At 71.7% G+C, this 13,970-nt stretch carries 8 protein-coding genes; 1 reads left to right on the forward strand and 7 read right to left on the reverse strand.

The genetic code is table 11. From position 1 onward, the window contains the following. Positions 1-12 precede the first annotated feature (12 nt). The 7 genes from ABT095_RS19560 to ABT095_RS19590 all read right to left on the reverse strand — a co-directional run bounded on the left by ABT095_RS19560 (position 13) and on the right by ABT095_RS19590 (position 10,808). Complete coding sequence (locus ABT095_RS19560) at positions 13-1,803, reverse strand: cellulose binding domain-containing protein (protein WP_350530698.1); 1,791 nt, start codon at positions 1,801-1,803, stop codon at positions 13-15. Positions 1,804-1,984: 181 nt separating this feature from the next. Beyond that, positions 1,985-4,114 (reverse strand): alpha-galactosidase, encoded by a 2,130-nt coding sequence (locus ABT095_RS19565; protein ID WP_350530699.1) that lies wholly within the window; start codon positions 4,112-4,114, stop codon positions 1,985-1,987. 29 nt (positions 4,115-4,143) lie between these two features. Beyond that, positions 4,144-6,129: a beta-galactosidase gene (locus tag ABT095_RS19570; protein WP_350530700.1), complete on the reverse strand. Its 1,986-nt coding sequence runs from the start codon at positions 6,127-6,129 to the stop codon at positions 4,144-4,146. 27 nt (positions 6,130-6,156) lie between these two features. Further along, positions 6,157-7,185 (reverse strand): LacI family DNA-binding transcriptional regulator, encoded by a 1,029-nt coding sequence (locus tag ABT095_RS19575; protein WP_350530701.1) that lies wholly within the window; start codon positions 7,183-7,185, stop codon positions 6,157-6,159. A gap of 52 nt (positions 7,186-7,237) precedes the next feature. Beyond that, positions 7,238-8,209, reverse strand: coding sequence for a carbohydrate ABC transporter permease (locus tag ABT095_RS19580; protein ID WP_350530702.1), 972 nt, complete (start codon positions 8,207-8,209; stop codon positions 7,238-7,240). Continuing rightward, complete coding sequence (locus tag ABT095_RS19585; RefSeq protein ID WP_350530703.1) at positions 8,206-9,144, reverse strand: ABC transporter permease; 939 nt, start codon at positions 9,142-9,144, stop codon at positions 8,206-8,208. Before ABT095_RS19585 ends, ABT095_RS19580 begins: the two co-directional genes overlap by 4 nt. Continuing rightward, complete coding sequence (locus ABT095_RS19590; protein ID WP_350530704.1) at positions 9,141-10,808, reverse strand: ABC transporter substrate-binding protein; 1,668 nt, start codon at positions 10,806-10,808, stop codon at positions 9,141-9,143. The genes ABT095_RS19585 and ABT095_RS19590 overlap by 4 nt, the downstream gene beginning before the upstream one ends. Before the next feature lie 225 nt (positions 10,809-11,033). On the opposite strand from ABT095_RS19590, the gene ABT095_RS19595 reads away from it, so the two are divergent. After that, a complete protein-coding gene (locus ABT095_RS19595) occupies positions 11,034-13,877 on the forward strand; it encodes a glycoside hydrolase family 3 C-terminal domain-containing protein (RefSeq protein ID WP_350530705.1) in 2,844 nt (947 codons plus the stop codon). The last annotated feature ends 93 nt before the right edge of the window (positions 13,878-13,970 follow it).

A 13,970-nucleotide genomic window follows, 5' to 3' on the forward strand; every position in this document is an offset into this window, starting at 1 on the left:
CTCTGGGGAGGCTCAGCCGATCGCGCAGGAGGTGCCGTTGAACCAGAAGGCGGGCGGGTTGCCGTCGCCGGCGGACCAGGCGCCCTTGAAGCCCCACTGGACGCTGCCGCCCTGCGGGACGGAGGCGTTGTAGGAGACGTTCGCGGCGTTGATGCTCGGGCCGCTCTGGGTGACCGAGGCGTTCCAGCTGGTGGTGACGGTGGTGTCGCCGGCGAAGTTGAAGCCGAGGCTCCAGCCGTTGACCTGGCCGAGCGAGTTGTTGATGACGGTGACGGTGCCGATCAGGCCGCCGGGCCACTCGCTCCTGTTGTAGACGACCCGGCAGGGTGCGCCGGCCGGGTGCAGCTGAACGACCGTGATGCCGTAGGCGGGCACGGTCTGGGTGCTCGCGCTGCCGCTCTGGGCGGCGGTGATCGCGTGGCCGTTCTTGAGGTAGGAGTAGACGGTCGGGGTGGCGGTGGAGACGGTGAACCCGTTGTAGGAGAGGTTCACGGTGGCCGCGTTGTTCGGGTCCTTGTTGATCAGCATGACGTTCACGTCGCCGCCCGCGGCGCGGACGGCGTGGGCGGAGAGCAGCGAGGAGGAGCTGCCCGCCTTGACCAGGGTGTCGCCGGGGGCGCCCAGCTTGCTGATCATCTGGGTGCCGTAGTAGGCGGGGAACGGGGTGTTCAGGGCGGGCTCGCAGGAGGCGCCGCTGGAGACCATGCCGTAGTCGTTGTACTCGGTGGCCCCCTCGACGGTGCTCAGGCCGGTGCAGTCGACGCCGTTGTGGAGGGCCCACCAGTCGACGTTGAACGCGCCGTTCTCCAGCCAGGTGAGGTAGGTGTCCGGCGCGAACAGGCCGTTCGGCGAGGTGTCCCGGTAGCTGGTGGCGTTCGCCTCGGTCACCGCGATGCCGACGTTCGGGGCGTTGGTCCCGGCGTACTGGTTGATCAGCGAGCGTACGGTGCCGGCGATGGTCGGGATCTCGGCCTGCGGTTTGGTGAGCAGGTCGGCCGGGCTGGTGCTGCCCGGGTAGGTGTGAACGATCACATAATCGACCTTCGAACCGGCGAGGGAGAGGACGGTGTGGTTCCAGTCCATGGTGTCGCCCGGGCCGACGATGCCGTCCGGCCAGCCGCCGGGAGTGGTGAGTACGGCGCCGATCTTGATGCCCGGGTCAGCCGACTTCATCGCCGAGATGTACTGCACCAGGTTGGTCGCGTAGGTCGTGGCGCTCTTGCTGCTGTGGGTGTCGTACTCCCAGCCGCTGCCGTTGCTGTACTCCCCGTTGCCGTAGACCTCGTTGCCGACCTCCCAGTACTTGATGCCGAAGCCCTTGGTGACGTTGGCGTACCTGACCCAGTCGGCGGCCTCCTGGGCGGTGCCGGAGCCGTAGTTGACGGTGATGATCGGCTGGGTGCCGGCGCTGTGCATGGTGCCCATGAAGGCGTCGAAGCCGGTGTTCGGGGCCACGTACGCGCCGCCGGAGGCGGTGCCGGTCTGCCAGTGGTAGACGTCGGAGTGGCTGCCGCCGGGGTAGCGGACGACGCCCAGGCCGGCGGTGCGGAGCAGACCGGGGGTGGCGGAGTCGTTCATGGTGGCGTCGAAGACCGCCGTGTTGACGCCGATGCCGGTGGTGGGGAAGGTGGCGAGTTGCAGGGCGGCGTCGACCGAGACGTTCACCGAGGCCGAGGCGGTTACCGCGGGCGAATCGGCGACGGCGGGCGGTGCGACGGCGGCGATCGCGGCGGTGGCCGCGAGTGCCAGGGCCGCTGCGACTGCGGTGATGCGCTCATGACAGGTGTGGGCGGACAGGTTCATGCGTCCCTCCAGTGGGTGGGGGTGCGTGGCGTTCGAGTGGGGAACGAACTCCCGCGATCTGGACGGTGAGGGCCCGGTGCGGCTGCTTGGGGTCGGACCCGGACGCGAAGCGTGTTCCGATCGATGCGGGGCCGCGGCGGTGCGCGCGCGGCTGTCGGCGGCATGGACAACTCCCTTGCCGTTACTGGACGGTGAGCCGGAACAGGACGGCGGACGGCGCCGTCGGCATGGTCGCGGTCAAGGTCGCCGTGTCGGGGTGCCAGTCGGTGGTGGCCTTGGTGGCGGCAGGGTAGAGCACCTCGGTGCGCAGGCCGGCGCCGCGCAGGTGGGGGAGGGTGAGGCGCCGCTCGGCCTCGGCGCCGGAGCGGCGCCAGACGGTCAGGTAGGTGGCGGCCGGGGTGTGCAGTGCCAGGGCGAGCCACGGGTCCTCCCAGGCCGGGAGGCCGAGCGGCCAGCTCGGCAGGGCGTGCGGCAGGTCGGCGCGGATCGCCTTGTGCGCGGCCACTGCCTCATGAACCAACTCGCGCTGCTTAGCAGAGAGTTCGGCGATCCGACCGGAGAGGTGGATCCGGCCGAGCAGTGCGTTGGCCATGGTCAGCGCGGTCTCCTCGAGCGAGTCCGTCGGCTGCGGGTAGGCCCAGACGGCGCCCTGCTCGGGAGTGACAGCGGTGGGGGCCGACACCGCGATGGGCGGGTAGTGCAGCAAGTCCTGCTGGTCGCTGGTGGACTGCAGTTGCAGGCGGGAGAGCAGGGCGTGGTCCAGCCGCATGCCGCCGGAGGCGCAGTTCTCCAGCACCAGGGCCGGGTGCCGGTCCAGGATGCCGTCCAGCCAGTCGAGCTGGGCGCGGTTGTGGCCGAGCAGACCCGCCGCCGGGGCCTCGCCCGGGTGGGCGCTGGTGCCCGAGCCCGGGTCGGTGTTGTGGTCGAGCTTGAGGTAGCCGACACCCCAGTCGCCGACCAGGCGGTCCACCACCTCGTCCAGGTGGGCCCGGGCGGCCGGGTGGCGCAGGTCCAGCTGGTACCGGCCGCCCGCCTCCTCGACCCGGCGCCCCTCGCGGCGGAAGAACGCCTCCTCCGGCAGCGACTCGGCGAGCGGGCTCGCGACCCCGACCGCCTCCGGCTCCAGCCACAGGCCGGGGACCATGCCCCGCTCCCGGATGCGGTCCAGGACTTCGTGGATCCCGTCCGGCCCGGGGAACCGGGAGGTGGAGGGCTCCCAGGCGCCCACGCTCTTCCACCAGTTCTCGTCCTTCTCGGCGTACCAGCCGGCGTCGATCACGAAGTACTCCGCCCCGGCCTCGGCGGCGGCGTCGACCAGCGGCAGCAGCTTGGCGGTGGTCGGGTCGCCCATCAGGCAGTTCATGTAGTCGTTGAACACCACCGGCAGCCGTTGGTGGTCGGAATGCGGGCGGCGGGTGGCCCGGCGGTAGCGGGTGAGCGCGGCGAAGGCGCCGTCCGGCCCGCCCGTCGTGGCAAGGGCCAGTGCCACCGGCACGGTGCGGAACTCGGCCCCGGGCGCCAGCGCGTGGCGCCAGCCGTGGGAGGCGTCGGTGGGGCCGTGCAACGCCAGGTACGCCGAGTCGTCACGGATCCCGCACTCCCAGCGCCAGCCGCCGCCGTTGTGCTCGATCTGCCACAGCCAAGTCCGGCCGGACACCCGGTCGGTGAGGCCGCCCATCGGCAGGTGGCCGCAGCTGGACCAGACGCCCTGCCCGGCCACCACGCGCGAGCTGCGCCCGGCGCGGTAGTGGAAGCGGCCGCCCCGGTCGGGGGAGGACACCCGCAACGGCTCGCGTTGCCAGCGGAGTTCGGCGAACCAGTCGTTCTCCGCCCACAGCAGATCGGCGGTGTCCAGCGTGGCCGGCCCACCCTCGGTGAGGCAGCCCGCCACGAGCGAGCCCGCCGACTCCAGGTGGAGCGGCTGTGTGCCGTCGTTGCGCAGCACCACCTCGCCGCGCAGCACCGGCGCCCCGTCCGGGGAGCGGTAGTGCGCCTCGGCGGTCAGGCCGGTCTGCGGGTCGTGGAGCTCCACGGTGAGCAGGTGCCAGTCACCCTCCCGCGCGGTGCGGTGGGAGCGGTGGCGCAGGCGCGCACCGATGGTGGTGTCGACGAGGTGGCGCCCCGACCAGTGGCGGCCCTGGCCGGCCGCGGTCACCTCCACCAACGGCAGCGGTGCGCCGGGCAGTTGGCCGGGCCCGGTCTCGCCGGGCGGGCCGATGCGGACCAGCCGGGGGGTGCCGTGCTCGCCCAGGCTGATCTCCAGCTGGAGGGCCCGGTGGCCCCAGCGGATCGTCTCACGCGGCTCTGTCATGACGGCTTTCCTCGGTAGGGGAGGTGTGTTCAGGGCCTGTGCAGGACGGCGCAGCCGCCGGGCGGCAGTTGGTGCAGCGGACCGCCGGTGAGCAGGTCGTGGCCGGGCTCCGGCAGCGGTACGGTCCCGGCGCGGTGGTTGGTCAGCAGCTGCCAGCGGCGTCCGTCGGCCGCGTACCGGGTGACGGCCTCGACCCCGGGCGGCAGGTCGGGCAGTTCGGCGGCGACCCCGGCGTCCGCGAGCAGGCGGCCGACCAGGTCGCGGTAGCCGGAGTCGTCCAGCCGGGTGGAGAGGTACCAGCCCTGGCCGGAGCCGAAGGCGTGCCGGGTGAGGGCCGGTCGGCCGGTCAGCATGCCGTGGGTGTACGCCGCCACCGCCTCGGCGCCCTCGGTGCGCAGGGACTCGCTCCAGACGGTGGCCGTCGACCCGTCGGAGAGCGTGATCTCCGCGCCCTGCGCCAGCGGGCGGTGCTCCTCGACCCGGATGCCGAGCGCCTCGCGCAGCGGTGCGGCCGGGTACCCGCCGAGGCGGGCGTGCAGGCGCTCGTCCACCAGTCCGCTGAAGTGCTGCACCAGCAGGGTGCCGCCGGCGGCCACGTAGCGGCGGAGGTTCTCGGCGGCCGCGTCGGTGAGCAGGAACAGGGCCGGGGCGAGGACCAGCCGGTAGCGGCCCAGGTCGTGCTCGGGGTGGGCGAAGTCGACGGTGGTGCCCGCGTCCCAGAGCGTCCGGTGGGCGCGGCGCAGCGGGCCGAGGTAGTCGAGCTCGGAGGAGGGCAGCCCGTCGACGTTCATGGCCCACCAGGCGTTTGAGTCGTGCAGGACGGCGACCTCGGCCCGGACGGAGGAACCGGCCAGCTCGCCGAGCCGGCTGAGGGCCTCGCCGAGCGCCGTGACCTCGCGGAAGGTGCGGCTGTCCGGCCCGGCGTGCGGGACCATCGAGGAGTGCCACTGCTCGGCGCCGGCCTTGGACTGGCGCCACTGGAAGAACAGCGCGCCCTCCGAACCGCGGGCGATGTGGCTCAGCGAGTGGCGCAGGATGTCGCCCGGCTCCTTGGCGAGGACGCGCCCGCCCGCGTAGACCGTGTTGGTGCCCGACTCCATCAGCAGCCAGGGCGCGCCGCCGGCCAGGGAGCGGGCCCGGTCGGCGTCGAAGGCGGCGTGGGCGGCGGCGTCGACCCCGGGCGCGGTGGGGTAGTGGTTGACCGAGACCAGGTCGACCTCGCGACCGAAGGCCCACAGGTCGAGGTTCTGGTAGCCGGGCAGCATCAGGTTGGTGGTCACCGGGCGGTCGCTGTGCGCGCGGATCGCGTCGCGCTGCTCGCGGTAGGCGGCCAGCGTCTCGTCGGACCAGAAGCGGCTGAAGTCCAGGGACTGGCCGGGGTTGCGGTGCCACTGGCTGGCGCGGGGCGGCAGGATCTGCTCCCACGCGGTGTAGCGCTGGCTCCAGAACGCGGTGTTCCAGGCCTCGTTGACGGCGTCGAGGGAGCCGTGGCGGGCGCGCAGCCAGACCCGGAAGGCGGCGGCGGTGTGGTCGCAGAAGCAGAGGCTCACGTACTCGTTGTGGACGTGCCACAGCGCGAGCGCCGGGTGGTCGCCGTAGCGTTCGGCCAGGGCGGCGGCGATCCGGCGGGCGGCCAGGCGGTAGGCGGGGGCGGCGACGCAGTAGGTGTCGCGGCTGCCGTGGGTCAGCCGGGTGCCGTCGGGGCCGACCGGGAGGGCGTCGGGGTGGGCCAGGCTGAACCAGGGCGGAGGGGAGGCGGTCGGGGTGGCCAGGTCGACGGCGACGCCGGCCGCGTGCAGCCGGTCCAGGTGGGCGTCGAGCCATTCGAAGTCGTAGCGGCCCTCCTCGGGCTCGAGCAGGGCCCAGGAGAAGACGCCGACGGTGGCCAGGTTGACCTTGGCCTGGTGCATCAACTCGTCGTCCTGCTTCCACACGTCGGCGTCCCACTGCTCAGGGCTGTAGTCGCCGCCGAACGCGAGGCCGCCGAGGCGGTCGGTGAGCCGGTGGATGTGCATCGGGTGTCCGTCTTTCCGGTAGTGGTGTCAACGGCGTCGCGGGGCCGGTGCGGTGCTCTCGCGCAGCATCAACTGAGGCGGGGTGAGCAGGAGTTGGTCCCGGGCTTCGCCGCCCGAGGTGACGGCGGTGATCCGGGCCATCACCTGCTCGACGGCGAGCTGCCCGAGCTCCTTGCCCGGGCCGGTCACGGAGGTGAGCCGGGGGGAGTGCTGCTCGGCCAGGGTGTCGGGGCAGATGGCGATCACCGAGGCGTCCTCGGGGACGGTCTTCCCGCCCACCCGCAGCAGGCTGAGCAGCGGGGCGACGGCGGCCTCGTTCTGGACCACGAAGCCGGTGGTCTCCGGCCGGTCCGCGAAGATCCGGGCCAGTGTTCCGGCGGTGCTCTCGTAGGTGCCCTCGCAGGGCCGGTGGAGGAAGCGCAGGCCCCGCCGCTCGGCCCGGGCGCGGAAGCCGTTGAGCGTCCGCTCCGCGTAGCCGGCGTGGCGGCGGTAGACGCCGCTGCTGTAGCCGACGAAGGCGACGTCGCGGTGGCCGAGGTCGGCCAGGTGGTCGGCGCAGAGCGCCCCGGCCGTGCCGAAGTCATGGTCCACGCAGGAGAGTCCGGCGAGGTCGTCGGTCAGGCCGATGAGCGCGGCGGGGATGCCCTGGGCGCGCAGCACCGGGACGCGGTCGTCGTCGAGCCGGACGTCCATCAGGATCACCCCGTCGGCCAGCCCGGCCGCGGCGACCCGCCGCACTCCTTCGGGGCCCTCGTCGTTGGTGAGCAGCAGGACGTCGTAGCCGTGTTCGCGGGCCGTGACGGTGACGGTGACGGCGATCTCCATCATCGTCGGGACGTGGACCTCGGGGTGGAGCGGGACGACCAGGGCGATGATGTGCGAACGCTTGCCGGCCAGGGCCCGGGCGCCCGCGTTGGGGTGGTAGCCCAAGTCCGTGATGGCCCGTTCGATGCGCGTCCTGGTCTCGTCGGAGATCGGCCGCTTGCCGCTGAGGGCGTAGCTGACCGTGCTCGAGGAGACTCCGGCGTGCCTGGCCACATCGGCGAGTGTCACCATCGCTCTGCTTCCTCTCGATCGGTTCCGGTGGAGGGCATGAGGGCCTGGGTGCTCAGCCCTTGATCGCGCCCGTGAGTACACCGGCGCGCAGGTGCTTCTGCACGAACGGGTACACGATCACCAGTGGTACCAGCGTGAGGACCACGACCGCCATCTGCAGGGAGAGCGGCGCCGTCTGTGCGTGGGTGCTGCCGAAACCCGCGTTGACCGAGCCGGGCAGGCCGTTGCCACGGTTGACGTAGGTGAGCAACACGTACTGCAGCGGCCACTTCTGACTGTCCGTCGGCATGTAGAGCATGACGTTGAAGAAGGAGTTCCAGTAGCCGACGGCGTAGAAGAGGGTGGTCACCGCCGTGACGGCGCGTGAGGTGGGCAGCACCACGGACCAGAGGATCCGCCATTCGCCGGCGCCGTCCATCCGGGCGGCGTCGATGAGCTCGGAGGAGGTGTCCTGGTAGAAGGCGCGCAGCACCAGGATGTTGAAGACGGAGACCGCGCTCGGCAGGATCAGCGCCCACCACTGGCCGTAGCCGCCGAGCCCGGTGACCACCAGGAAGCTGGGGATCAGGCCGCCGCCGACGAACATGGTGATGATCAGCAGCATCAGCACGAAGCGGTGCCCGAGCGAGCGGGGCCGGGAGAGGCCGTAGGCGCACAGGACGGAGACGGCCATCGAGACGGCGGTGCCGACCACGGTGACGCCAAGGCTCACCAGCAGCGCGGTGCGTACGGTCGGGTCGCCCAGCATCTGGCGGTACGTCTCGAAGGTGATGCCGTCGGGCCAGATCACCAGTCCGCCGGCCCGGTTGACGGCGCCGGGGGTGGAGACGCTGGTCAGCGCGATGATCCAGAGCGGTACCAGGATGACGGCGAGCGTCGTGCCGAGCGTGATCCCCTTCGCGGCCTGGCCGACGGCGGTCGGCGGCTCCTCCCAGGGCGGCCGGGCGGAGCGGGCCCGCTGCCGGGAGGCCGCCGCGGTGCGGGCCTGCTCCGGCCGGGAGCTGATGGTGAGTGCGTTGGTCATCGTCGGTACAACCCGTCCTCGCCGAAGGCGTGGGCCAGCTTGTTTGCGCCCCAGATGAGCAGGAGGGAGACCACGCTCTTGAAGAGTCCGGCCGCCGCGCCGAAGCTGTAGCCGCCGGTGGCGATGCCGTAGTAGAAGGAGAAGGTGTCCAGGACGTCGGCGGCTTCGTGGCCGACGGCCTCCCGTTGGATCAGGAACTGCTCGAAGCCGACGGAGAGGGCGTTGCCCAGGCGCAGCACCAGCATCAGCACGATCACCCCGCGCAGGCCCGGCAGCGTGATGTGCCACATCCGCCGCATCCGCCCCGCGCCGTCCGCCGCCGCGGCCTCGTACAGCTCGCTGTTGATGGCGCTGAGCGCGGCGAGGAAGACGATGATGCCCCAGCCCGCCTCCTTCCAGACCGCCTGGGAGGTGGTCAGCAGCGCGAAGGTGTGCGGGTTGGTCATGATGTCCCAGGTGGCCAGGTCGTGCTGGCGCAGGAACTGGTTGAGCGCGCCGGCGCCGCCGAGCATCTGCTGGAAGATGGTGACCGCCAGCACCCAGGAGAAGAAGTGCGGCAGGTAGACCACGGACTGGAAGAAGTTGCGGATCCGCTCGCTCACCACGGAGTTGAGCAGCAGGGCGAGCGCTACGGGGATGGGGAAGAAGAGCACCAGCTGGACGAAGCTCAGGTACAGCGTGTTCTTCAGCGCGGCCCAGAACGCCGGGTCGTTGAAGAGCTGTTGGAACTGGTCGAAGCCGACCCACTCGCTGTGCCAGACGCCCACCAGCGGGTCGTAGTCCTGGAAGGCGGTGACCACGCCGAACAGCGGCGCATAGTTGAAGACCAGGAGCAGGACGGCGGCGGGCACCGTCATCAGCAGGAGCGACCGGTCGCGGCGCAGCCTGATCCGCCAGCCGAGCCGGGCGGAGTTCTGCGACCCCGTGGTGCTCACTGCCCCGTGCCGTACTTGTCGAGGACGTTGTCGGTCATCCACTGCTTGAGCCGCTCGCCGGGGCCCGAGCGCCAGGCGGAGATGACAGCCTGCACGTCGGAGACCTTCTTCTTGCCGTGGTAGCAGTCGATCACGGTGTCGTTCACGGACTTCGCGGCCTCGGCGGCGGCGATCGGCTGCGGCATGGTGTAGTTCATGCCCCAGAACAGCGGCTTGGTGAGCGTCTTGACGTTGGCGGCCTGCCAGGCCGCGCAGTCCTTGGTGACGACGTCGGCGCCCGGGTTGCTCATCACCGACGCGGGTGCGCAGAGGAAGGGGTAGGTCTGCGCCTGGACGTCCTTCTTGCCCTCGTCCGTGAAGGTCGGCACGCCGTTCACGCGGTGGTGGTGGACGCCCTCGACGCCGAAGTTGACCAGGGTGTACTCGGCGGTGCCGTAGGGCGCGGCGAGGTAGTCGGCGACCGCGAGCAGTTCCTCGATCTGGGCCGGCTTCAGGGCGGCGTTGAGGTAGCTGATGATGCTGGTGGAGGCGCCCATGTAGATGGGAGTGGTGCCCTTGCCGTCGGCGGAGAAGGAGTTGAAGCCGCCGCGGCGGTAGTTCGGGGAGGCGGCGACGCCGGACTGGTGGTCGCTCAGGTTCCAGCCGCCCGTACCGCCGCCCTGGATGAGCACCTTCCCGCTGTAGAACCGGGTGGCGCCGTCGGTGTTGCCGGCGAGCGTGTCCGGGTGGACGTAGCCGGAGGTCGCCAGGCGGTAGTGCCAGTCGAGGGCCTCCAGGAACTCCTGGGTCTCGAAGAGGTGGACCAGCTTGCCGTTGTCGAGCTTCCACTTCTGCGGGGCGCCCCAGGCGGTGTAGAGGTAGGTCCACACGTCGTCGAAGGCCCACACGCCCCGCTTGGCGTCGGTGAGTTCCTTGCCGAGGTTCATCAGGTCGTCGGCGGACTTCACCTGGTCCCCGGTGATGCCACGGGATTCGAGGACGTCCTGGCGGTAGTAGACGAGCCCGGCGATGGCGAAGCCGGTGGAGAAGCAGGGGATGCCGTAGAGCTTGTCGCCCCAGGCTCCGACCTGCCAGGTGCTGGTGGGGATGGCGGCCAGGTTCGGGTACTTCTTGATGTTGTCGCCGGACAGGTACGGCGTCAGGTCGGCGAGCTGGGTGCCGGTCAGTTCGCCGGTGTTGAAGTTGGGATCCCACCAGGACGGCAGGGTGATCCAGTCGGGCAGCTTCTTGGCGGCCGTCATGGTGGGGACGATGGTGTCGTAGTGGTTGCCGTCCGCCGACTTGATGGTGAGATCCACTCCCAGGGCCTTGTTCATGGCCTGGAAGAAGGAGTTGCCGACCGGCGGGTTGGTGCCCCACAGCGGAGTGACGGCGGTGTAGCTGCCGCCCTTGCCGGGGATTCCGGAGACGCTGGCGGGCGGGGACGCCGGATAGGAGAGGTAGCCGGGGTCGGTGGCGGCGTCGGCCCCGCCCGCGACCGGGGCTATGTCGGGCTTGACGGCCTGGGCGTTCGGCACGTACGTCGGCAGGGCTGACTTGAGGCCCTCCTTCGTGTTCGCGGCGGCCTTCTGGCCGCCGCCGTCGCCGCATGCGGACAGCAGCGGTGTCATCGCGGCGGCCCCCGCGACCGTGGCGGCGGTGTTCAGGAAGCTCCTGCGGCTCAACCCGGATCTCATGGCGGCGTGGCCCCTCTTCGTCGAAGGTGTCGAAGGTGTCGAAGCGCTTGGATGTTTCGGCGAGACTAACGACGCGTTTCCAGTTGGGCAAGAGCCTGAACAAATTCAAAGTCAGTTGTTTCCAGGGGTGTTGACAGGGAAACAGGAGCGTGTCAGCGTCGAAGCGCTTCGATGAACGACCGCCGAACCCAGCTCCATCGAAGGGTGTTCCCGTTGAGTTCCGTTCCCGTGTCCGCTGCCGACCTGCCCGTCTTCCGTGATCCCGAACAGCCGCTGCGCAAGCGTGTCGACGACCTGCTCGACCGGCTCGCACCGGGGGAACGGCTCGCGATGCTGCACCAGTACGCACCGGCCGTGCCGAGGCTGGGCGTCGGCCCGTTCCGCACCGGCAGCGAGGCGCTGCACGGCGTCGCGTGGCTGGGGGAGGCCACGGTCTTCCCGCAGGCCGTCGGCCTCGGCGCCAGCTGGGACGAAGGCCTGGTGCACCGGGTCGCCGACGCGGTCTCCACCGAGCTGCGCGCCTTCCATGCCCACCGCACCCCGGCGATCGGCACCGCCGAGCGCGGCGCCAACTCGCTGCAGGCCTGGGCCCCCGTGCTCAACCTGCTGCGCGACCCGCGCTGGGGGCGCAACGAGGAGGCCTACTCCGAGGATCCCGTGCACACCGCCCGGATCGGTGAGGCGTACTGCCGGGGGCTCGCCGGTGACCACCCGGTCTACCTGCGCACCGCCCCGGTGCTCAAGCACTTCCTCGCCTACAACAACGAGGACGGCCGCTGCACCACCTCCTCCGGGCTGCGCCCGCGCGTGCTCCAGGAGTACGACCTGGCCGCCTTCCGCCCGGTGGTCGCCGCCGGCGCCGCGACCGGCGCGATGGCCGCCTACAACCTGGTCAACGGCCGCCCCTGCCACGTCAGTCCGCTGATCGAGGCGGAGCTGCGCCGCTGGGCCCGGCCGACCGGCCACGAGCTGTTCGTGGTCAGCGACGCCGAAGCCCCCTCCAACCTGGTCGAGTTGGAGCACTACTTCGATGACCACGCCGAATCCCACGCGGCCGCGCTGAAGGCGGGTATCGACAGCTTCACCGACCACGGGGAGGACAGTGAGACGGTGGTCGGCCGCCTGCGCGAGGCGCTGGAGCGCGGCCTGCTGACGCAGGAGGACGTCGACCGCGCCGTCCGGCGGCAGCTGGAACTGCGGTTCCGCCTCGGTGAGTTCGACCCCGAGCTGGACCCGTACGCGGGGACCGGCCCCGAGGTGATCGACTGCCCCGAGCACCGCGAGCTGGCCCGGCGGGCCGCCGTCGATTCGACGGTGCTGCTCAAGAACGACGGCCTGCTGCCGCTGGACGCGGCCCGTGCTCCCCGGATCGCCGTGATCGGGCCGCTCGGTGACACCCTGTTCGAGGACTGGTACAGCGGCACCATGCCGTACCAGGTCGGTGTCGCGGCCGGGTTGGCTGCTGCCGGCGCCGACGTGCTGCAGGTGGACGGTTCGGACCGGATCACGCTGCGCTCGCGCACCACGGGCGAGCTGCTCGGCAAGTCCGCCCTCGACCTGACGGACTGGGGCGGCGGCGCCTTCACCCTGCGCGACGCCGAATCCGGCCGCTACCTGAGCCTGCAGGACGACGACGTGCTGGCCGCCGACCAGAGCCTGATCAAGAGCTGGTTCGTCAAGGAGACCTTCCGGCTCGAACCGGTGGGCCCGGACGAGGTGGTGCTGTTCAACGTCTTCACCGGGCGGTACGTAGGCGTGGATTCGGCGGACGGTCGTGTGAGCGCTCACAGGCAGACTGCCGCCGAGGCCGAGCGCTGGCAGCGCGAGCTGGTGCGCGACGGCCTGGCCGAGGCGCGCGCGGCCGCGGAGGCGGCCGACGTGGCGGTGGTCGTGCTGGGCAACCACCCGATGATCAACGGCCGGGAGACCGAGGACCGCGCGGGCATCGAGCTGCCCGACGGCCAGGAGCAGCTGCTGCGCGCGGTCGCGGCCGTCCGCCCCGAGACGGCGCTGGCCGTGATGAGCAGCTACCCCTACGCCCTCGACTGGGCCGACGAGCACCTGCCCGCCGTGGTGTGGACCTCGCACGGCGGGCAGGAGAGCGGCAACGCGCTGGCCGCCGTCCTGCTCGGCAAGGCCGAGCCGGCCGGCCGCCTGCCGCAGACCTGGTACCGGGGCGACGACCCGCTGCCGGCCCCGCTCGACTACGACGTGATCAAGGCGGGCTGGACCTACCAGTACCACCGCCCCACCCCGCGCTACCCCTTCGGCCACGGGCTCTCCTACACCGAGTTCGCCTACCGCGACCTGCGCCTGTCGCAGCCGTCGATCAGTCAGGACGGCGCGCTCGATCTCACGGTGACGCTGGCCAACACCGGGCAGCGGCCGGGCAGCGAGGTGGTCCAGGTCTACGTCCGCGCTCTCGCGCCCCGGTACGAGGCGCCCCTGCTGCGGCTGGCCGACTTCCGCAAGGTCGCGCTGGAGCCGGGGGAGAGCCGCGAGCTGGCGTTCCGGCTGCCGGCCGAGCAGCTCGCCCACTGGGACGTCGCCACCGGAGCCTTCGCCGTCGACCCCGGCGGCTACGAGGTGATCGTCGCCCGCAGCGCCGGCCACCCGGTGCTCACCGCGCCGCTCACCGTGACCGGAACCGCCCCCGCACCCCGCGCGGGCCTCGGCCGCCGCATCCCGGCGGTGGACTTCGACGACTACGAGAACGCCACCCTGGTGGACGCCAGCCGTACCGCCGGCGACGCCGTCACGCCCACCGACCCGGCGCAGCCCGCCACGCTGCTCTTCCGCGCCGTGGACCTCACCGGGGCCGCCCGGGTCGAGACCGAGACCGCCCGCGAGGGCGAGCGCACCGGCGCGGCACGGCTGGGAGTGCGGGTCGGCGACCGGTCCCTGGCGGAGCTCGAGGTGCCCGTCACCGGCAACCACCACGCGTGGGCGAGCGGCGCGGCCGAGCTGGTCGCCCCGCTGCAGGGCGTCCACGACCTGACCGTGACCCTGCACGGCGACTTCCGCCTGGCCGCCGTCCGCTTCACCGCGGCCGGGTGAACCCACCCCCACCGACCGGCGGCCCGTGCCATCGGGGGGACGGGCCGCCGCCCTCCTGCAGGTCCCGCTCACCCCTCATTACCGCCCGGAGGA

It is taken from the genome of Kitasatospora sp. NPDC002227 (genome assembly GCF_040296285.1).
Classification (GTDB): Bacteria; Actinomycetota; Actinomycetes; order Streptomycetales; family Streptomycetaceae; genus Kitasatospora.

Excerpts from the sequence above, each read along its gene's own strand:
- ABT095_RS19570 (WP_350530700.1), bottom strand. The coding sequence starts at position 6,129 with ATGCACATCCACCGGCTCACCGACCGCCTCGGCGGCCTCGCGTTCGGC.
- ABT095_RS19575 (WP_350530701.1), bottom strand. The coding sequence starts at position 7,185 with ATGGTGACACTCGCCGATGTGGCCAGGCACGCCGGAGTCTCCTCGAGC.
- ABT095_RS19580 (WP_350530702.1), bottom strand. The coding sequence starts at position 8,209 with ATGACCAACGCACTCACCATCAGCTCCCGGCCGGAGCAGGCCCGCACC.
- ABT095_RS19565 (WP_350530699.1), bottom strand. The coding sequence starts at position 4,114 with ATGACAGAGCCGCGTGAGACGATCCGCTGGGGCCACCGGGCCCTCCAG.
- ABT095_RS19560 (WP_350530698.1), bottom strand. The coding sequence starts at position 1,803 with ATGAACCTGTCCGCCCACACCTGTCATGAGCGCATCACCGCAGTCGCA.